General features: G+C 30.0%; 13 protein-coding genes and 1 tRNA gene. 4 read left to right on the top strand and 10 right to left on the bottom strand.

Going from position 1 to position 21,149, the window contains the following annotated elements; translation table 11 throughout:
* Positions 1–5: 5 nt before the first annotated feature.
* The gene (locus HY951_02940) at positions 6–1,367 is read right to left on the bottom strand and encodes a hypothetical protein (protein MBI5538986.1); all 1,362 of its coding nucleotides are present in this window, start codon (positions 1,365–1,367) and stop codon (positions 6–8) included.
* Between the two features lie 2 nt (positions 1,368–1,369).
* On the bottom strand, positions 1,370–2,035 hold the full coding sequence (locus HY951_02935) for a CBS domain-containing protein (protein ID MBI5538985.1): 666 nt from the start codon (positions 2,033–2,035) through the stop codon (positions 1,370–1,372).
* Positions 2,036–2,083: 48 nt separating this feature from the next.
* Here HY951_02935 and HY951_02930 point away from each other — a divergent pair, with 48 nt between their 5' ends.
* On the top strand, positions 2,084–2,797 hold the full coding sequence (locus tag HY951_02930) for a pyridoxine 5'-phosphate synthase (protein MBI5538984.1): 714 nt from the start codon (positions 2,084–2,086) through the stop codon (positions 2,795–2,797).
* Positions 2,798–2,810: 13 nt separating this feature from the next.
* On the opposite strand, the gene ppk1 is transcribed toward HY951_02930, so the two are convergent.
* The 4 genes from ppk1 to HY951_02910 all read right to left on the bottom strand — a co-directional run bounded on the left by ppk1 (position 2,811) and on the right by HY951_02910 (position 7,262).
* Positions 2,811–4,871, bottom strand: coding sequence for a polyphosphate kinase 1 (ppk1, locus tag HY951_02925; protein MBI5538983.1), 2,061 nt, complete (start codon positions 4,869–4,871; stop codon positions 2,811–2,813).
* On the bottom strand, positions 4,868–5,359 hold the full coding sequence (locus HY951_02920; protein ID MBI5538982.1) for a histidine phosphatase family protein: 492 nt from the start codon (positions 5,357–5,359) through the stop codon (positions 4,868–4,870). Before HY951_02920 ends, ppk1 begins: the two co-directional genes overlap by 4 nt.
* A 14-nt stretch (positions 5,360–5,373) precedes the next feature.
* Positions 5,374–6,414, bottom strand: coding sequence for a 6-phosphofructokinase (locus HY951_02915; protein ID MBI5538981.1), 1,041 nt, complete (start codon positions 6,412–6,414; stop codon positions 5,374–5,376).
* Positions 6,415–6,485: 71 nt separating this feature from the next.
* Positions 6,486–7,262 (bottom strand): diaminopimelate epimerase, encoded by a 777-nt coding sequence (locus HY951_02910; GenBank protein MBI5538980.1) that lies wholly within the window; start codon positions 7,260–7,262, stop codon positions 6,486–6,488.
* A gap of 141 nt (positions 7,263–7,403) precedes the next feature.
* On the opposite strand from HY951_02910, the gene HY951_02905 reads away from it, so the two are divergent.
* Both HY951_02905 and HY951_02900 read left to right on the top strand, forming a co-directional pair.
* Positions 7,404–8,828, top strand: coding sequence for a Do family serine endopeptidase (locus HY951_02905; protein ID MBI5538979.1), 1,425 nt, complete (start codon positions 7,404–7,406; stop codon positions 8,826–8,828).
* Positions 8,829–8,940: 112 nt separating this feature from the next.
* A tRNA-Pro gene (locus tag HY951_02900) sits at positions 8,941–9,013 on the top strand.
* A gap of 35 nt (positions 9,014–9,048) precedes the next feature.
* Here HY951_02900 and HY951_02895 read toward each other — a convergent pair.
* The 3 genes from HY951_02895 to HY951_02885 form a co-directional block, all read right to left on the bottom strand.
* Positions 9,049–10,074 (bottom strand): T9SS type A sorting domain-containing protein, encoded by a 1,026-nt coding sequence (locus HY951_02895; GenBank protein ID MBI5538978.1) that lies wholly within the window; start codon positions 10,072–10,074, stop codon positions 9,049–9,051.
* A 139-nt stretch (positions 10,075–10,213) separates the two neighbouring features.
* Positions 10,214–10,726, bottom strand: a complete 513-nt coding sequence (locus HY951_02890; protein ID MBI5538977.1) for a ClbS/DfsB family four-helix bundle protein — start codon at positions 10,724–10,726, stop codon at positions 10,214–10,216.
* Positions 10,727–10,948: 222 nt separating this feature from the next.
* Positions 10,949–19,015 carry a T9SS type A sorting domain-containing protein gene (locus HY951_02885; protein MBI5538976.1) on the bottom strand — a complete coding sequence of 2,689 codons (8,067 nt, stop codon included), beginning with the start codon at positions 19,013–19,015 and terminating at the stop codon, positions 10,949–10,951.
* 266 nt (positions 19,016–19,281) lie between these two features.
* Between HY951_02885 and ppk2 the strand changes: the two genes are divergently transcribed.
* Positions 19,282–20,145, top strand: coding sequence for a polyphosphate kinase 2 (ppk2, locus tag HY951_02880; GenBank protein MBI5538975.1), 864 nt, complete (start codon positions 19,282–19,284; stop codon positions 20,143–20,145).
* Between the two features lie 356 nt (positions 20,146–20,501).
* Here ppk2 and HY951_02875 read toward each other — a convergent pair.
* Positions 20,502–21,149, bottom strand: a 648-nt coding sequence (locus tag HY951_02875) for a hypothetical protein (GenBank protein ID MBI5538974.1), incomplete at its 5' end; no start/stop codon positions are given.

The following is a 21,149-nucleotide window of genomic DNA, read 5'->3' as shown; positions in this document are numbered from 1 at the left end:
TAGTTTTAAAACGGGGAGTTAAAATGCAAAAATAATCCGGTTTGACCAAATTTATTTGCAGAAAATTCAAATCTGAAAACTATATCGTAATATGTTACAAAATCTACGCCTATGCCATATCCATATAGAAACTCGTTTGAATGTGGCATCGTTATTTCAGTCTCATTTAAAACATAACCAGCATCAATATTTAAACTGGTATATAACGCAAAATGAAATTTTGTAAATTTTTCTGCTTTTATTTTTCTTAAATGAACTATATGTGGTTTAATTAATTGAAATCTAAAAGAATTATGTAATAACCCAAATGCGTTGCCGTCAATAACATATAATTCCATGCCTTTAGTAAAGTTGCTATAGCCAAAAGCTCTGGTAAATAAATAAGAATATTTTTTAAGGCTTGAATACTCTGCTTGTCCGGCAGTAGAAAAATAAAACCTTTTGGATAGTTTAAAATATTTACTGGCTTTAAAATTTATTGTAAAAAAGTTCATTTCATTTTTTAAAATATTTAAGCCTGTTTTTGAGAGTCTTGCAGAAAAATAATATCCTTCTAAAGGATAATAATTAGAATTTCTTTTATCTCGTGTAAATGTGTAAAATAATGAGAAATATTGTGTGTTTTTAATAGAACTTCCTAAAAATGATGAATTTATTTTAAAAAGAGTATCGGTTATAAAGTGGTTATTGTAAGATACTTCTGCGCTATGCCAATTATATATTCCGGGACGGTAAGTGAAGCTGATAGATGATGAAGAATTTTGGTAATTATAATTGTCTGTTGCGAAATAAGCAGGTTTATTGTCTATTGTTGAATAAGCTACTTTTCTTTGTTTGTAGTATAAAAATTTAACCTCAAAACCTAATTTTTGTTTTTTGTCAATACCCGGAACAGAGTAAGCAAACCCATATTGTTCACGAAAGCCACGTCTGAAAACAAACCGAAGTAATTCGTTTCTCCCTCTGAAGTTTGATTGAGCCAGAAATAACCCGTAATTTACTTTCTTAAAATCACGTTCGTCTAACCAGGAGTTGAAATTTCTTGAAGCTTGTTCAAATATTGGAATTGGCCATAAATACCATCGTTCAATTACATTTATTGAAATGTTTATTGTGTTATTTGTTAATCCAAAAGTGTCGACTTCTGCAAAATTAAAAAGTGATGTGTTAAGAAGGTTATCCTTTGCTTTTTTTAATTGTTCGGGTAATTTGTCAACAAAAATTGTATCGCCCGATTTAAATGGTAATTCTCGTAAAATTATTTTTTCACGTGTTTTATTATTTCCGGAAATTTCAATTTTATTCAGCAAAAATGATTGTGAACTGGATATAAGTGGAATAAAGAAAAAGAGAAAAATTAATCGCATTTTCAGATATTCAAATACCTCATAAATTCATCAAACCGATTTTGATATAAATTAGTCATGTCGTTGTCTTCCATATATGAAGCTTTTACATTATAGTTATATCTGTTAAACGATTGCAGAATTCTTGTTGCGTCGTTTGTATTAAGTTTTAGAGTAACTTCAATTTTTGATGAATTTTCAGAATCGTAAACATACAAACTTAAAATTTTAGCATTCTCGCTTTCAACTATTTGGGTGATTTCTGATAAAAAATAGTCATTTACATTCATTTCCAGAATTATGATTGCACCATGCTTATCAACTGCTGTAACTTTTGCAAAACCCTGAAGTAAATCGTGCAATGTAATTAAACCTATATATTCTTTATTGTTATTAAGAACCGGAATAATAGTTAGTTTTAGTTGAGCAACCATTTCTATTACTTCGTAAATATGTTGGTTTTCAGTAACAAATGGACTAAATAAGGATAGTTTATGATTACCGATTGATTCTTCTGCCATATTAAGGTCAAAAATATCAGAATCGGAGATTAGTCCTAAAAATTCTGAATTATTAACTATTGGCATATGCGAAATACGGAATATCTCCATCCAATTAAGAGCCTGAATTCCTGTGTCTGAGGTCTTAAGCGCAGGAACTATATCAGAAATTAAATCTTTTGCGTGCATAGTTTTTAAAATGCTCAATTATACAATAACTTTACCGAAAAAAATGTCATGACAAGATTGAGTGTAAATATAAATAAAATTGCAACACTTAGAAATGCCAGAGGAGGAAATGTACCAGATGTATTAAAGGTTGCTTTAGATTGTGAAAGATTCGGAGCTCAGGGAATAACTGTTCATCCAAGACCAGATCAGCGTCATATAAGATTTTCTGATGTTTATATTTTAAAAGAGAATGTTAAAACAGAATTTAATATTGAAGGCTATCCCAGCGAAGAATTTATAAGAATGGTAATTAATGTTAAGCCTGATCAGGTTACTTTAGTTCCTGATCCTCCTGATGCACTTACCTCAAATTCAGGTTGGGATACAGTTAAAAACAAAAGTTTTTTATTTGATGTGATACACAGATTTAAGGTTGCCGAGATAAGAACTTCAATTTTTGTTGATACAAAACCTGCAAATATTGAAAATGCATTACAAACAGGAACTGACAGAATAGAATTATATACTGAACCTTATGCTGCAAATTATTTTTTAAATAAGGAAAGAGCTATTGCCCCTTTTATTGAAGCAGCAAAAATTGCAAATAAAGTAGGATTAGGCATTAATGCTGGACATGATTTAAATTTAGATAATTTGAAGTATTTCTCTAACAATGTTCAGAATTTAAAAGAAGTTTCAATAGGGCATGCTTTAATAAGTGATGCATTGTATTTTGGATTAGAAAATACAATAAAAAAGTATTTACAGGAATTGGAATAGCTCTAAAAGTAATTTAGCTCGTGGCTTCAGTCTTGTGAAATTGTTCCAGTACCTTGTACAACTCGAATTGAGAGCGATACGGGCTTTCGTTTTTCTTTATTTCAATAAGTTTGTTAGATAATTTGTCATCTAAAAGTCTTGCTTTTACATTTTCTTTAAAGCAATTGTCGAAAATTAATCTTAGTTGTTTCTGAATGTTTTTACTGTATATAGGACAAACTATTTCAATTCTGCGATCGATATTACGTGTCATTAAATCTGCTGATGAAATAAAATATTTTTCGTCGCCACCATTACAGAAGATAAAAATTCTACTATGTTCGAGGTAGTTGTCAACAACGCCAATTGCCTTTATTTTCGAGCTATGTTCTGTTTTTAAAGAAAACATTCCTCTGATGTTAAGTTTTATTTCAACACCTGCTTTTGCTGCCTGATTTAATAAATTAATTATTTCTATGTCAACTAAATTATTTAATTTTAAATGAATATAAGCAGGTAAACCTTTTTGAGCATTTTCGATTTCGGTAGTAATTAATTTATTGAGTTTTTGCCGAGTGTTAAATGGTGAAACAAACAAATGATAAAACTGTTCTTTTTGATATGTTCTGTTAAAAAAATCTATAATCTTAGTTATTTCTTTTGTTATTTTTTTGTCGGCAGTTAAAATCATTGTATCGGTATATAGTCTGGCTGTAGATTCGTTAAAATTACCAGTACCTAAACAAGCAATATATGTAGATTCTCTACCTTCTGTGCGTTCAATTAAACAAAGCTTTGCATGAACTTTTAATCCTGGAACACCGTACAGAACTCTAACTCCTTCTTCGCGAAGAATGTTTCCGTACTTAATGTTAGCTTCTTCGTCGAAACGAGCCTGTAGCTCCAGTAAAGCTGTAACCTGCTTCCCATTTCTTGCGGCATTAATTAATGCACTAATAACATTTGAGTTGTTTGCTAATCTGTATAATGTTATTTTAATCGATTTTACTTTTGGGTCAATTGATGCTTCCCGAAGCAAATCAATAAAATAGTTAAATGAATGATATGGGAAATAAAGTAAAATGTCATTTTTAAGAATACTTTCAATTATTGATTTCCCGGGTATAATTAATGGATGTTGAATGGGCTTGAATGTGTTTTTTGAAAGCTCTTTCATCCCAAAATCAGGAAGGGTAAGAAGATCTTTAAAGTTATGATATCTTTCACCTGGAATAATAGTGTCATCATGCTTAAAATGCATCTTTTTCATTAAAAGTTTTAAAAGGTGCGAGGGCATGCTTTCGTCAAAAATAAATCGTACAGGGTCGCCTTCTTTTCTTTTTTGTAATCCTCTAACAACATTATTTATGTAGCTTTCAGAAATGTCATCAGTAATATCCAGTTCTGCGTCTCTTGTAACTTTAATAGTGTATGCATTAATTTCCGTTGGATTAAACATGTAGAAAATATTTGGCAACCCAAATCTGATAATATCATCAAGGAAAATTAAATATTTTGTATTTTTTATTTCTGGTAGCACTACAAATCTGGGTAATACATTAGAAGGAATTTTAATGAGAGAATTTATAGATTTTTTCTTTTTGTCTTCGAATCTTAATGAAATAGCCAGATAAACCATGTCGTCTTCAAGAGGTGGAATTTCGTCAAGTTGGTCTATCATCACAGGCATAATATATGGACGTAATTTGTTTAGAAAATAATCCTGAACAAATTCTTTATGTTTATCATTTAATTGCGATTCATTAATAAGTACAATTTTATGTTTTGCCAGTTCAGATAATATTGTACGATAAGTTCTGTCAAAATAAAACTGTTGTGTTATAACAATTTCCTGAATTTTTCTTAGAACACTTGAGGGATCGTATCCTAAAATTTTTGTTGCTTTTGCACCAAGTTGAGTAATACGTTTAAGTGTAGCTACACGTACTCTGAAAAATTCATCTAAATTATTAGAGTAAATTCCTAAAAATTTTATTCTTTCAAAAAGCGGATTAGTAGTATCAGCAGCTTCCTGCAGCACTCTTTCGTTAAATGAAAGCCAGCTTATTTCTTTAGGTGTAATGCTTTGTTTCATTTATTAGCTTTTGGGTTTTCAAAAAAATCCAGTTGTGAATTAGATGCATTTACATCTATCCAGTTTTCTGAATCTATACTAAAAGATATTACAGCAGATTTAGGCAATGCACAAATTTTTCCTTTACTTAATGTATATGATATTTCACTTAACATAGGGTTATGACCAAAAATCCATATCTCATCATTGTTTTTAAATTCACTATCTAAAAACATGAAAAACCTATCGACTGTAAAATATTTATATAAAAACTCTGATTTTGTAATTTTATCTTCTGGGTATGAAAAATGATCAGCAAAAATTTCTGCTGTTTCTAATGCACGAGGTGCCGGACTGGAAATTAGTAAGGTGTTATTTTCTGGTTTGATTTTTAATCTCGATGCAATATTTTTTGCAAGAATCTTTCCGTCAGCAATAAGTCTTCTTTCAAAATCACTTTTGCTTTCGTCTTCTGCTTTTGAATGCCTTATCAATACTAATTTTTTCATTGCTATTTGTTTATTTATGGCATAGTGTCACCAAAGCAAGTACCAATTCTTCTAGCTTTTTTAATCAACGAATGGTCTTCAGGAATTAATCTGGTTTTATCCTGAACTTCTGATAAATCAACAGAAGCAGTTTTGTTATTAAGTACACAAACCATTTGTCCGAATTTTTCATCAGCAATTAAATCAACTGCGTGTGTTCCATATCTTGTTGCAAGTATTCGATCGGTTGGTGAGGGTGTTCCACCACGTTGCAAATAACCTAAAACAGTAACTCTTGTTTCGTAATCTAAATTATCTGAAATCATTTTTGCAATATAATCGCCGGCTTTTACTTTTTTGGGTTTGTCTATTCCTTCGGCTACAACAACAATTGAATATGCTTTTTTTATTTGAGCTCTGTGGTCAAGATATTGGCAAATTATTTTTTCGTCGAATTTAATCTCAGGAAGAAGAATAATGTCACCGCCACCTGCAACGCCAGAATAAAGAGCAATCCAGCCTGCATGATGCCCCATTACTTCAATAATCATAATTCTTTTGTGACTATTAGCAGTTGTGTGAAGCCTGTCTATTGCTTCTGTAGCAATGTTTACAGCTGAATCGAAACCGAATGTTACATCGGTTCCCCAAACATCATTGTCTATTGTTTTGGGAATTCCAATAATATTTAAACCTTCCTGTGCAAGCATTGCTGCAGTGCGCATGGTACCGTTGCCTCCAATACAAACCAATCCATCAAGTTTTGCCTGATGATAATGATCTTTTATAAGTTTAGGCTTATTTATTTCGTTTTGAAGAATTCCCTTTTTAAAAGGTTTTTCTCTTGAGGTTCCAAGTATTGTTCCTCCAAGTGTTAAAATGCCTGAGATATCTGATTCCTGTATATCAAAATATTCTTTATTTATAAGACCTGTATAGCCGTTAGAGATACCAACTATATTCATTCCGTATTCAAGAATTGCAGATTTTGCAACGCCACGAATAGCTGCGTTAATTCCGGGACAATCGCCACCTGCAGTTAGGATTCCAATTCTTTTGTCAATTTTTTTGATCATGTATTGTGTTTTATTTTTCGTTTTGAATAGTTACAAAAATACTATTTCTAATATTAATTATATGTTAATAATTATATTTCAATTGTTCCTTCAAAAACTTTTGTTGTTGGTCCTGAAAGCCATATATTAGAGTATATTGACTCCGATTTTTGAAATGTGACATTTAATTTTCCGCCTTTTGCATTTATGTCATAACTATAAATACCTTCCGGCTTATTAAATGCAGCAACAACTGCAGATGCCACAGAACCAGTACCACACGAATATGTTTCGGCTTCAACACCACGCTCAAAGGTTGCTATTTCTATATTATTCTCATTAACATAAATAAAGTTGACATTTACTCCTCCTGGTGAAAACCTTTGCTGATTGCGTATTTCTTTTCCAATAATATTTATGTTTACTTTTTTGGGATCATCATTAAAACCAATAAAATGAGGCGATCCGGAATTTACAAAGTAACCGTCTTCTAATTTTGTTATTTCTGATATGTCAGACATTTTTAAGGTGACAATATTTCCGGAAATTTTAGCTTCGTGATTTCCGTCGCTTGCCAAAAAAAATGTTAAATCCGAAATTATTCCTAAAGATGATGCAAAAGCAGCAATACATCTGCCTCCATTGCCACACATTGTTCCTTCGTAACCATCAGAATTAAAATATATCATTTTGAAATCTTGTAGATTATCATCTCTTAATATCATTAATCCATCTGCACCGATTCCAAATCTTCTGTCGCATAATTTTTTTACAAGATTATTATTTGTGATATCAAAAATTTCTTTACGGTCGTCAATGATTATGAAGTCGTTTCCTGCTCCGTGATATTTTGTAAAATGAATTGTCATAGGTCGTTAAATTGTGTTAAAAGTACATGATATGAATACATCGACGTATTTTTTTGCGTTCTATTTGCTGTAATTTTATCATGCAAATTTAAATGGTTTGCTGTTAAAAAAGTAAAGATAAATAATTTAAAAATTTATTTTATGAAACGTTACATTTTATCTTTTGCAAGTGCAGTGGTTGGTGCTTCGATTGCTTTGATGGCATACGATAAAATTAATCACAAAGATGTTATTTCAAACGATTTAACAAATCCTCTACCTGTTACAAGAATAGCTAATATAAGTACGGAATCATTGCCGGATCTGACAAATGCTGCTGAACGTTCTGTTCATGGTGTAGTTCATGTTAAAACAAAAATAGCCGGACAATATTATTCGCAAAATTCAATGTTTGATTATTTTTTTGGAAGTGGTGGGCAATTTCAACAGCAACAACCTCAGATTATGCCTGTGGGATCAGGTGTTTGCATATCTTCTGATGGGTATATTGTTACAAATAATCACGTTGTAAATAATTCTGATTATGTAGAAATTGTTCTTGATGATAAAAGAACATTTCAGGCAAAAATTATTGGTAAAGATCCGACAACTGATATTGCACTTTTAAAAATTGATGCAGATAATTTACCTTTTATTCCATATGGTAACAGCGATAATCTTAAAATCGGGGAGTGGGTTATGGCGGTTGGTAATCCATTTAATCTTACTTCTACAGTAACAGCCGGTATAGTAAGTGCAAAAGCAAGAAATATAAATATAACATCAAATTATTCTATTGAATCATTTATTCAGACTGATGCAGCAGTTAATCCAGGAAATAGCGGCGGTGCCTTAGTTAATACAAATGGTGAATTAGTCGGAATTAATACAGCAATTGCTTCTCAGACGGGAAATTATATTGGTTATTCATTTGCTGTTCCTGTTAATATTGTAAAAAAAGTTGTCGCCGATTTGTTAGAGTTTGGTGAAGTGCAAAGAGCATATCTCGGAATTAATATTTCATCTGTTGATCAGAATCTGGCTGCTAAAAAGGGAATTACAGAAACTCAGGGTGTTTATATCGAAGATGTTTATCAGAAAGGTGCTGCTGAGGATGCAGGAATATTAAAAGGTGATGTTATTGTTGGTGTTAATGAATTTGCCGTAAAAGATATTCCTCAATTACAAGAACAATTAACAAAGTTCAGACCAGGCGATAAGGTTAAACTACAGATTATGCGTGGTGATAAGAAAATGGAAATATTAACTGTACTTAAAAATCGTGAAAATGGCACCGCAATAGTGAAATCTGCTGATATAACTGTATTAGGTGCAAAATTTCAGCAATTGTCAGGTGAAGATAAACAGCAATTACGACTTCAGAATGGAATAAAAATTTCTGAAATTGGAAATGGAAAACTTAAAGCTGTTGGTTTACGCGCAGGGTTTATTATTACAAGTATTAATCACCAGCCAATAAATACTGTTGATGATGCTCAGAATGTTTTAGGTAAGATTAAGGGAACAGTTCTGGTTGAAGGTATCTATCCTAATGGGATGTATGCATATTTTACATTTGCACAGTAAATTTTAAAAAGAAAATATATGTTAAACCTAACAGGTTTTCAAAACCTGTTAGGTTTTTTTGTGTCTGTTAGGTCAATATTTTCTTTTTTATTAATTTTGCACAAAATATTTACGGGGTGTAGCGCAGTGGGCAGCGTGCCACGTTCGGGACGTGGAGGCCGGTGGTTCGAGTCCACTCACCCCGACAAATAGTTGTTAGTAAGTGAATTGTAAATGAAAGCTATTTTTTAATAAATTTATAATTGCCAATTTCATTATTTGTTTTGTTATAGAATCTTACTAGATATATACCAGCACTTAAATTTTTTATTAAAATTTTGGTTTCTTCTTTTAAATTTCCTGATTTTACTGTTTGTCCATACAAATTAACTATTGAATAATTTGTATCATCTAAATGGGTTGATTCTACAATTATAAAATCTTCTGAAGGGTTTGGATAGATATTAAAATTTTTGTTTTCTTCAATAATATTTGAGCCTAAATAGCAGTTAACCGGTGATGGAATTAAATCTCCGGGTGTAATGTTATCTAAGATACCTAAGTATTCTACAGAACAGTCATTATAAACTTTAAACCTGAATGTATGTGTGCTTGTGCAACCTGATGGACAATCGCCAAAACCAATTGTGAAATTATAAAATTTGTTTGAGCCCGATTCTGTATAGGTAATTCTATTACCATCTCCGTTATAAGGTTTTTTTTCTGAATAATTAACACCAGTAAATGTTTCAATGCTGTCGCATAATGGTTGTACATTAATATTTTGAGTTGTAGTTAATGTTGCATAACAACTTCCAAAAGTAGAGAAATGTGTGATAGAAAAACCATAAGTTGATAACAGATTATCTAATGCAGTATATCCTGTAGTTGTTGTTAACATGTTTTGCCAATTGTCTGTCCAGCTATACGAGGTATCAACTCCAATATAAATGCTGTTGAATAAATATTCGCTAGGCTGCTGATGAATGCAATAATTATTAAATACTGAATCTCTTTCAGGGATCGTTGTTAAATTATAAATTGCAGCCAATCCTTCCCATATAGGTTGCTGTACAGATTGAGGAACTATAATAGAATCTCTGTAAGTAGATGTAATATTTGTAAAAATACTTTTTAAAGCTAAATGTTTTACATCCCAATCATAGTTTGTTTGCAGACTTGCAGATATATTACAATTTGATGGTGTTTGTGAATAACCGCAATAAAAAATAGTTATAAATGATGCTATTAATAATTTCTTTTTCATAATAATAATTTTTGTATCAATATTATTATTGACGATTAAAATTAGCATTAGTTGCCTGATGGTAAGATTTTAAAAACAAAGTAAATTTTTAAAATTACGCAATATGTATAGGTGTTGTGGCATGAAATTTTAGATAAGTTTATTTTTCTTTTAAACTATTCTTGTGTTTTTTTATTTTTTTTATTGCCCAATCATAATGACTTGACGTTGCTGAAACACAATAACTTCCTAAGCTTGTGGTTCCTGTCCAAGGAAAATATTTGTTTGTAAATAATTCTTCATTTGAGAACAAATCAATTTGTTTCATTACATCTGAATGGCTTTCCTTTAATAGTGAGATAGATTTATCCAATAGGGTTTTTTGGTGCTTTTCCCAAAATTTGACATTCATTTGCGGATATGTTTTCCAATTATATGGTTCAGGCAAAAAATTTATTTTTTCTCCTGCTTTATTAAAACGTACCCAATTTAATAACAATTGATGCCATTCATAAAGATGTATCAACACATCCCGAATATTTCTGTCTCTATCTTCAAATGAAAAAAATTGTTCTTGCTCCTTTTTTTTTAAAGAATTTATAAGTGTAAATAACTTATTAAAATTGTTGTCACTTGTTTCTTTCAGCTGTAATTTTGTTGTTGGTCTTGCCATTTTATTTATAGTATATAACGGTTGAAGCTACGAAACGACGAGCTTTTGCTTGCTGTTAAACCGCGAAGAATTTTATTTAATGTTAAATGTTTCAAGTAGTCTATCTGCCGAGGTGGACTGCAAGTTGTTAATTTATGTGATGTTATGTTATACAATGGTAGTATATATTGCAAAATGTTATCAAATGCTTTAGTCTTGTAAGGTTTGCCAAGTCAAGGTTCACTATTTTATTATTATTTTCTTATTATAGACCTTATCTCCCTTTATTTTTACTAAATAAATTCCCGGTAGTAATTTAAATTCATTAAAGAAATATTTTTTAGATCTACAAAATGTTTCGAAAATTAATTTACCTGTAATATCTGTTATAATTATTTGATATATTTTACTGTCAGTGTTAGTAAGCTCAATTGTAAACTCACTATTACTTGGATTTGGATATATGTTTAATTGATTAGTTTTATCTTCTATAGACTGAACATAAATAAGGCCGGATGCTTCATCAGCTCCAATAGTTGGTATCGTATTTCTTAAATCATTATCAATATCTGTATTTATTCCTGTAATTGGTTTTGCTAACCCTGCTAATGAATTGTTTAAAATATGAAAGTCTGAAGAACTAACATATTGAGGGTTTAAATTAACTGAATTTGAATCTAAATGATAAAGATTTTGCCATTCCAATAAAGTAAATGGATATGCTCCGCTTAAAGAAAAAACAGAAGGCATATTTGGGCAAAAGTAATTATTATAATCACATTCTAAAACTTGCATATTTGATATTGTCGAATTATAATAATCAGGATCTAACCATAATGCACCTCTAAATTGATAACCATATCTTAAATTTACTAAATTATTATTCAACAAAACTATATTTGTGTCATTAAATAAATGTAGTGTAGCTTGTGGGTTTGAAGAATATAAAGTGTCAAACATATTAAGCTGCATGTTATTAAATTCTATCTCTATATTTTTACTGTAAAATATATTATTCCAACCATCAATAAAGTTATTTGTTATTTTAGAATTAATGAGTCCTAATGAATTTGTGTTAGATACGGATATTCCCCTATCGAATCCAAATAATTTATTTTTATCAAATACAATTCCCTTACATAAATTTATACCAGCAGCCAAATTTCCAATTATGCCAATTGGATGCTGAAAACTTTGAATATAATTTTCACTAACAAAAGCATTATAAAATTTCTCAATTGTAATCCCGTTTAAGGCGTTTGTAATGGAATTGTTTTTAATTATTATGTTTTTGCCTCTAAAAGTATTATAGCCACTAGCATATAAACTGTTGTAAGTATCGTAAACCAAATTATTTGTAAATTGTAAAGTATCGCTATCTTCAAATCTAACAGCTACGTCATTAACTGCATCACTACTAAAAAAAGATCCTAATCCATTAAAAACACAAGAGTCAATTATAATGTTTTTAGAAAAATTTGTTACATCAAGCATTGTTATATTATTCCCATTTGTATAAGGATCATTTAATGCCTTAAAACTTAAATTCTTAAATCTAAAGTATTTTGCACTATCTAATGTTATAATAAAATGATCTCCACTGGTGTTACCTACATCTGCACAAATTGTTACATATTCTCTATCTCCGAATAATGGTTCAAATGTAATCGTATTATAAATGGATGATCCTGTTATATTTTGAAAAGTTACTATCTCCTGATAAACTCCTGGCATTACTTTAAATATTACAGGACCACATATTCCATCGGAAGCAAGTTTGTTTCTAACAATAGTAAAGTTAGAAAAGTCGCCACCCGAAGGACCAATAGTATAAACACCACATAAAGAACCTGAATTATGGTTATTTGTTATGGTGTCATTGTAGGAATATACATCAATTCCACCATTTACAGACAATGGAAAAGCTTTAATAATATTTTGTCCAGTCGAAGAAAATGTTCCAAGTGTAAGATTTGTTATACTGTCATTTTGGTTTATATTGCCATTGAAAATAAAAGGAGTTTGAGCTATGCCATCAACAGTCCAACCAATAGTTGCAGTAGTTAAATTAGAAGTTCCATAATTTGTCAAACTTACAACTACGGGGTTTATTCCAGAACAATTTAATGATGATGAATTTATATTTGTTATTCCTGCATCTATATTTCCGGAAGTAAATTCATAACAACCTATATCTGGAGTCGTAACATTTCTCACATTTCCTTCTATGTCTTTTTCAATACCAATATATGGTACGCCAGAGTTGTTTAAATCAGCACTGTTAATTTCATATGAAATACCATTTGAAAAATGCGGATTTTTGTTTAATGAAAGCAAATCTTTTCCTGTGGCAGATTGATATGCCGCTAATGTAGAATAGGTTGTAATATAACTTATAAGGGTACCTGATAAATTGTAAAAATTATTGTTGTTCCCTAAATAATTAGATCCAGTCTGAACTTGAATACCAAAAGCAGGTGATGAGTTATTCAGTGTAATATTGTTGTTATAACTTTTAAAAACACCAAAATTATTGACTGATAAACCTCCAGAATAGGAACTATCTACTCTTAAAGTATTATTAATAAATTCAGTTATTGAATTAGCCTTAGTTGCGATAGAAACTGCAGCTGAACCGAGTTCACCATTTTTAAAATATATATAATTGTTAAAAATTTTAGTATATGTAAAATTGTTTATATCCAAATAAATCGACCCCTGACCATAACTTGTATTTATATTATTGCCAGAAATTACTAGTGAATCATTTACTTGAGACATATAAATTGTTCTTATAAGTCCATAAATATTAGGAGTGAATTTATTATCAATGATTTTCATCCCACTTTGTTTTTCAGCATAAATAGACACGCTGCCTGGTCTTGAAAAAAGATTATTTCTTATAATATTTCCGAAATTATAAGTGGGAGGATTTGGATAAAGATATATGCCAATGGAACCATTTAAAAAAATATTATTTTCAATGATGTTATTGTTATTACTATTGGAACTCGATGGCGTATTTGAAATACATATCTGGGAATTGTAATCTTCAAAAAGAACACACATTACGCATAAAGAAATTTGAGAAATTATTTGACAATTTTTAATCACATTATAACTTGCGCCATCAATTAATTTAATGCAAGTCATTGTTGAACTTAAATTTCTAAAAGAAATATTTCTGAATGTTACATAAGCTGCTCCATTTAGGGTGACTAATGGTGCTGTGTTGAAATAATCTGAACTTCGCCAATCAACATCTAAGCTATCTAAAGTTTCACTTTCAAAAATTACTCTGTTTAATTCACTCGATCCTGTAAAATTTAAAACAGTTATATTTTCATAATATATACCTGTTCTTATTTTAAATGTTACTGGTCCACAAACACCATAAGTATTTAAATCATTAACGGCATCAGATATTGTTACATAATCAGCGGATGTGCCTCCAATTGTATAAATACCAACTAAAGGTGTTAAAATTTGTATTGAAATACTATCATTATTATTTATAGGATCTAACAATCCATTAGGGCTAGATACCCATGCTTCAATGTCATATGTGTTACCTGAAATAAATAAATAATTACCTAATAACACAGATACAGTATCTGCAATAATTAAATTTCCAGACCAATTAATTGCTGGCTGCATTAATCCATTTATGGACCAATTAATAACTGCTGTTGAAAGTGGTGTACTCCCTTCATTTTTGAATAAAACTTTTACTGATTGCATACCACTACAATTATTAACAAATGGAAGGAAAGATACTAATGACGCATCTAAAGTAACAAAGGTAAATTCATCAGCTCCAATATCAGGGGTTGATAAATTTCTGCTTTCTCCATCTATATCATCAAAAACAACAGGTAATGAGATTCCTTTATTATTTATAGCAGTATCTAAATACAAATGTAAATCACTTGTTGATGTAAAACTTGGATTATAATTATAAGAAATAGAATCTTTAAAAGTTAAAGTCTGCCATGCATTTAAGGTTGTTAAATCATTTCCTGTAAAATTTGCAAGGTAAGTACCAGATGAGCTAAAATTATTATGATTTGATACCGAAAGATTAACAATTCCATTTACCCATATTGAGTATCCGCCACCTACATTAGCATAAATATTATTTATATTGTTAATGTTTGTGTTTGAATTTAAGTACAAACATTTTCCTAATATGGAATTAACCCTAATTGAATTAAAATATAAATTTTGATAATTTGAATTGGTAACATATAGTGCATCAGAATTTGTTGAAATCATATTATTAGAAATTATACCATTTGTTGTTGATGATGCTGAACAATAAATAATGCAAATTCCTAATGAACTACCAGCTAGTCCTATTATTTTATTTTTCGAAATATCTTGCGAATTAAAACAATAGTAAGAATAAATGCCAGTCCATGAACCAGTAGAATTTGAGGTAATGGTGTTTGATGTAACAACTGGGCTTTCCTGATATTTAATAAGAATACCAAAAGCCGATTGATCTTTAATAATATTATGGCTAATAAATAAACTTGAATCTTTTTGAGCTAAGCTAACCCCCAATAAGCATATTCCAATGCTTCCGTTTGAAATCAAATTATTATCGATTATAACACCTTTATTGTGCACATTATTTGATAAAATAATACTATTCTCTGTTGTACTGCTAGTAGTTGGCATTCCATCTATAACATTATTTAATAATAAAATATTATGATTATTTCCAGTAAAATTAATTACACATCCATATAAAGAATTTAATGCTTTTATTGAAATTTTCTTTATTGATACATATGATGAACTATTAAAATTTACAGTATAATTATTGCTTGGTCCTGACGAATTAAATGTTAATGCTACTGCAGAACTATCTGCAGTTTCAGATTGAAAAACAATTGTATTTAGAAAAGAACTTCCGTTAATAAAAGGGATAGTAATTTGTTCATTATATACACCATTTCTAACATTAAAAGTTACTGGACCACAAATTCCTCTTGAAATCAAATCGCTAACAGCTGTATTAAATGTATTATAGGTAGGAGAGGTTCCTCCAATTGTATAATTTCCTGAAAGTGCAGTTCTGAAATTAGTTTTAATGATCGTATCGTTTGCAGGAATTGGATCTGCTGCACCATTTGGGTTTTTTACCCAGGCTTTAATAGTATAATTAACACCAACTAGTAAATTGTAATTTCCTAGTAATACGATTGCTGTATCTGCATTCAATAAAGTACCTGTCCAGTTATTGGTTGATTGATTAACTCCATTAACTTGCCAATAAATGGAAGCAGAATTAATCGTTGGACCACCACTATTTAAAAGTTTAACTTTGATTGGAGTAACACCCGGACATGTTGCAATAAGATTATCAAATCCAATTAAGGTTGCATCAGTAATAATGGGTGTAAATTCATCTGCACCAATATCTGGCGTTAATACATTTCTGTTTTCACCATCAATATCGTCATTTAAAATACCACTTACAGAGCAACCAGCATTATTCAAATGATAATCTAAAGTATGTAAATTGCTAGACGAAACAAAAGATGTATTGAAAGAAATTGAGTTCATCTCTAAACCGGTTGCTGTTTTCCATAAGCCTAAATTAGCATAATAAGTTGTATTTAAAATTGCAAATTGTGACCCCGAAACAAAAAGATTATTGTAATTAGAAAAACCATTTAGAACTACAGAAGAAGAACAATAAATCGCAATTCCACCACCAACATTTATGACATTATTATTTTTAAAACTGCCAGGAGCACTGTTGAAATAAACTGCTGAACTTGAAGTGTGAGTGTTTGTGATATTTATCGAATTATTGTATATTTTAACAATACTACTGAAATTTGATATGTACAATCCTGAAATATTTGTTGTTCCAGAGCAATGAATGAAATTATTTGCTATAATACCTGCACTGCCTGAATTCATTAAAAATCTAAGTGCTGAACTCATAACACTTATTTTATTCTTAGTAAAAATAATATTTGAGAATTGCATTATATCTACATTATAGCTTGTAGATGTTGTGTTTTGTGTTATAACATTTGAAGAAATGACTAATGAATCTTGACTGTTTGCATATATGGCAGTTGTATGATTTGTGAAAACATTATTCAAAATACTATTTGAAAAACTTAATAATCCCTTTAAATTAATTCCTCCATAACCATTTGAAATGTCATTGTTAATGAATTTGTTATAACTTGAACTAGGTGTTGAATAAGTTCCCGTAGATATGCAGTATCCAGCAGCTCCAATAATTTTATTGTTTTCAAATAGGGAATGATCAGAACCATTAAAAATACTTATTATATTATTTAAATCGACATTACCAGCCGTAGCACCATTTGTACTTGTTATGGTCATGTTTTTAAATCCAATATAATCTGAATTATTCAAATAAATTGTTGATGTATTTCCTGCATTAGTATTATTTATTACTACTGAAGTATTAACTCCCGTTTCGGATTGAAAAATAATTTTATTTAATGAGCTACTTCCTAAAATTGCTGGTATTGTAACTTGTTCATTATATGTGCCTGGTCTGACATTAAATGTAACTGGACCGCAAACTCCATTTATTATTAAATCACTTACAGCGGTATTAAATGACATATAATCAGGAGATGCTCCGCCTATTGTATATGTCCCTGACATTCCTGTACGGAAATCAATACTAATTGTATCATTTAAAGCGGAACCATCAGGTAATGAATTTGGATTTGATACCCACACTTTTAAGTGATAAGGAATTCCAGATATATAATTGTAATTTCCCAGATTAATTGTTGTACTATTTGTTGAGAGTAAATTTCCAGTCCAGTAAAAAGAAGGTTGTGTTATGCCATTTAATTCCCAATTAATAGTCATGTTATTAATCGGATTTAGTCCAGAATTTCCAACTCTCACAACAGTTTCAGCTAATCCAATACAAGGGGGAAACAAATTTTCGAAATTTATCAATTCAGCATCATTTACGATAGGCGTGAACTCATCAGCTCCAATGTCTGGAGTAGTTGAACTTCTAGGCTCTCCGTCAATATCTTCAGTTACAAAAGTGCTAACAATAGCTAAATTATTCAAACAAGAATAAATCGTATGCAAATCTATTGAGGAAAAGAAATGTGGGTTAACATTGATTGAATTTGAATCAAAACCTGTAACATTTTGCCATTGTGAAAGTGTTGATACATTATTGTTATTATAATAAAATAGTATATTGCCAGTAGAATAGTAATCATTATAATTGCAATCAACTGGACCATCAAGGCGGTATACAGCATATCCACCCGCATTATTCGAGAAAATGTTATTTATAATATTAACATTAGAATTGTTATTTGAAATATGTAATGGAAAATAATTGAAGTTATTGGAAATAACTGAATTATTAACAACATTTAAATAAGTACAAGCTCCAACTTGTATTCCAATTCCTTTAGAAGTAGAAATAAAATTATTTACAATAAGTCCATTGTTTATACTGGTAGACGCACTATTTGTAATATTAATACCTCCTTCAGATAATTTATTTTTCTTGACAATAAAATTATCAGTACAACCGGTCATTAGAATACCACTAAAATTAGTTTGACTTAAACTACAATCAATAGTATTATTTGAAATTTCCGGTGCAATATGTTTTGATATATTAATTCCAGCATAATACTGGTTTTGAAAAGAGTTGTTATTAATCTTTGTTTCTGGAATATATACAGAACTTGAAGAACTTGTATAATATATTCCTGTATAACCCCCAAAAAATAAATTATTGTTAAAAACATTATTGTTATTGTTAATGTTAAGGGCTCTTATAAGGTGTGGTCCAACCAAGCTTGATAAAACAGGACCTTTTAATACGCAATTTGAAAATGCAATATTATTAGAATTGGTTGCAATGTCAACAACGCCCCAAGAAGAAGTAAATGTTGATTGAATAGTTATTTTATTAAATTTAATATTATTACAACCATTAAGTTTTAAAATGAATTGTGTTGTAGTTGATTTTGTTAAAAGAACTGAATTACTATCAAGTAATTCAGACTGAAATGTTATATTGTTAATAACAGATGTTCCAGATATTGCAGGAATAGTAATCTGTTCATTATAAGTTCCTGCACGTATATTAAATATTACTGGTCCACAAACCCCATTTGTTGTTAATGCTGTTACGGCCGATGCAATGGTTGTATAATTTGGTGCAATGCCTCCAATTGTATATGTTCCATTTAAGCATTGAGAAAAAGAAGTTCCTAAAGTTACAAAGCATACAATATATGCTAATAATAGTGTTCTTTTCATTTTTATTTAATTAGAGCTTATTATACTAAACAAATATACATTAATTTTAATATAGAAAATTTACTAGAATGTAACTTTCTTACTAAAAGAGCATAACGATTTTATCTGAATGTCTTTACTACACATATCTGCCCAAAAATGAACGTATATGTATTATGAAATTTGTTTTTAATATTATTATTCTTAAAAATCAAAAATATAAAAAAATATTACAACTTTTTTATATGTAATTAATATTTAGTATTTTTATTAAAAATTACAATATTATGACAAATCATAAGAAAACAAAAAAAGATAAGCACGAAAAATCTGTTAAAATGACAGCTGAAGGCGATATTACAGTAAAGCATAAAGAAAAAATTAAAAGAAAAAATTTTGAAGAAATTTTAGAAAATCTGGATTTAGAACTAGTAAAATTACAGGAGTGGGTTAAACAGAAAAAACTTAAAGTTGTTGTAATCTTCGAGGGTCGCGATGCTGCCGGTAAGGGTGGAGTAATTAAGACAATTTCACAATGTTTAAATCCTCGTATTTGCAGAGTTGTTGCTTTAGGTATTCCAACTGAAAAAGAAAAAGGGCAATGGTATTTTCAAAGATATATTTCTCATCTTCCGGCAGAAGGTGAAATGGTTCTTTTTGATAGAAGTTGGTATAATAGAGCAGGAGTAGAGCATGTTATGGGGTATTGTACAAATGATGAGTATGGTGAATTTCTTCGCTCTTGTCCCGAATTCGAGAAAATGTTAATCAGATCAGGAATTATTTTAATTAAATATTGGTTCTCTGTTAGTAACAAAGAGCAGGAAACCCGCTTTCAGGAAAGGATTAAAAACCCTCTTAAGCGCTGGAAAATTAGCCCAATGGATGTTGAATCACGCAGTAAATGGGTTGAGTATTCACATGCAAAAGATAATATGTTTGCTTATACTGATATTAAGCAATCTCCATGGTTCGTTGTTGAAGCAGATGATAAACGCAGAGCAAGATTAAATTGTATAACCCATTTGTTATCTATGATTCCTTATAAAGATTTAACACCAAAACCATTTAAATTGCCTGCACGAAAATCTGACGAACATTATGTAAGACCTCCAAAACAGGAGCAAACATTTGTGCCGCAGAAGTATTAGGAAAAAAGATTTTTTCTATAAATTTTTAACAGCTGTAAAATAGCAGGAGTGGTCGGAAGAAATTCCGACCACTTTTTTTATGTCTTATTGAAGAATAAATCAGGGTTCCCTCCAAATCTAAGAACAATTAATGCAATTACTAAATTTCTAATAACAAATAAATTATATACTAGTTTAATTTAATTGCACCTTTACTCATAGTCATCCTGAGGTTCTCGAAGGATTTGCCCACAAACTCTCACACATGTTTCGAGAGCCTCAACATGACCCCATTTGGAATAAGATATAATTTACTTTGTTATAAAAACAAAAATGGCCGGAAGAAAAATATTCCGACCACTTCAGGCAAACTAGTATTATTTTATTTTTCCAATTTTCTCGATTAGCTCCAAAGTGGGTTTGTAATCATCTTCACTAACTCCTGCAGCTTTTGCTATTTCAATTGCTTTTGTTGCTTCAGTTTTTGATTCTTCGTATTTTTTAAGTTTAAATAAAAGTGAAGCATATGTATCATGTGCTGCCCACTCTTTATTCTCATTTCCCACAAGAGCTTTTTTCATCCATTCGGCAGCTTTCTGAATAACTTTAATGTCATCCGAATTTTCATAAATACTCCACGAGATTTCGTTAAATTCGTTTACTCCATTGTAAAATTTATCACCTTGTTCTACTGCAAGATTAAAATATTTTTTCCAATCTTCCTTTTTATTGTAATAAGCTAAATCGGTACGAAACAATATTTCTTCAATATTTGCAAATTTAATATTCTTAATTTCGTTTTTGAATTTAGTGTATTCTTCTTCTTTTAATTCTTTTTTGTATATTATGTTTTGACCACTGTTAATGAGAATCGTTTTAATTTTTGAATTAACTGAATCTGCTGTGTATAAATTGTTAAATATTTCAACATTGTCAAGCAAATATTTGAATTCCCTGCTTTTATAATCAGATGAAAAATCTCTGATTATATTCCAGTTTGCTCTATTAAAAAGTTCTTCATCTTT

This window comes from Bacteroidia bacterium (assembly GCA_016218155.1).
GTDB lineage: Bacteria > Bacteroidota > Bacteroidia > Bacteroidales > GWA2-32-17 > GWA2-32-17.
This window is presented reverse-complemented; position numbering and strand designations above follow the sequence as displayed.

Coding starts and splice junctions, on each gene's coding strand:
- HY951_02915 (MBI5538981.1), bottom strand. CDS start 6,414: ATGATCAAAAAAATTGACAAAAGAATTGGAATCCTAACTGCAGGTGGC.
- ppk1 (MBI5538983.1), bottom strand. CDS start 4,871: ATGAAACAAAGCATTACACCTAAAGAAATAAGCTGGCTTTCATTTAAC.
- HY951_02940 (MBI5538986.1), bottom strand. CDS start 1,367: ATGCGATTAATTTTTCTCTTTTTCTTTATTCCACTTATATCCAGTTCA.
- HY951_02890 (MBI5538977.1), bottom strand. CDS start 10,726: ATGGCAAGACCAACAACAAAATTACAGCTGAAAGAAACAAGTGACAAC.
- HY951_02895 (MBI5538978.1), bottom strand. CDS start 10,074: ATGAAAAAGAAATTATTAATAGCATCATTTATAACTATTTTTTATTGC.
- HY951_02920 (MBI5538982.1), bottom strand. CDS start 5,359: ATGAAAAAATTAGTATTGATAAGGCATTCAAAAGCAGAAGACGAAAGC.
- HY951_02930 (MBI5538984.1), top strand. CDS start 2,084: ATGACAAGATTGAGTGTAAATATAAATAAAATTGCAACACTTAGAAAT.
- ppk2 (MBI5538975.1), top strand. CDS start 19,282: ATGACAAATCATAAGAAAACAAAAAAAGATAAGCACGAAAAATCTGTT.
- HY951_02885 (MBI5538976.1), bottom strand. CDS start 19,015: ATGAAAAGAACACTATTATTAGCATATATTGTATGCTTTGTAACTTTA.
- HY951_02935 (MBI5538985.1), bottom strand. CDS start 2,035: ATGCACGCAAAAGATTTAATTTCTGATATAGTTCCTGCGCTTAAGACC.
- HY951_02910 (MBI5538980.1), bottom strand. CDS start 7,262: ATGACAATTCATTTTACAAAATATCACGGAGCAGGAAACGACTTCATA.
- HY951_02905 (MBI5538979.1), top strand. CDS start 7,404: ATGAAACGTTACATTTTATCTTTTGCAAGTGCAGTGGTTGGTGCTTCG.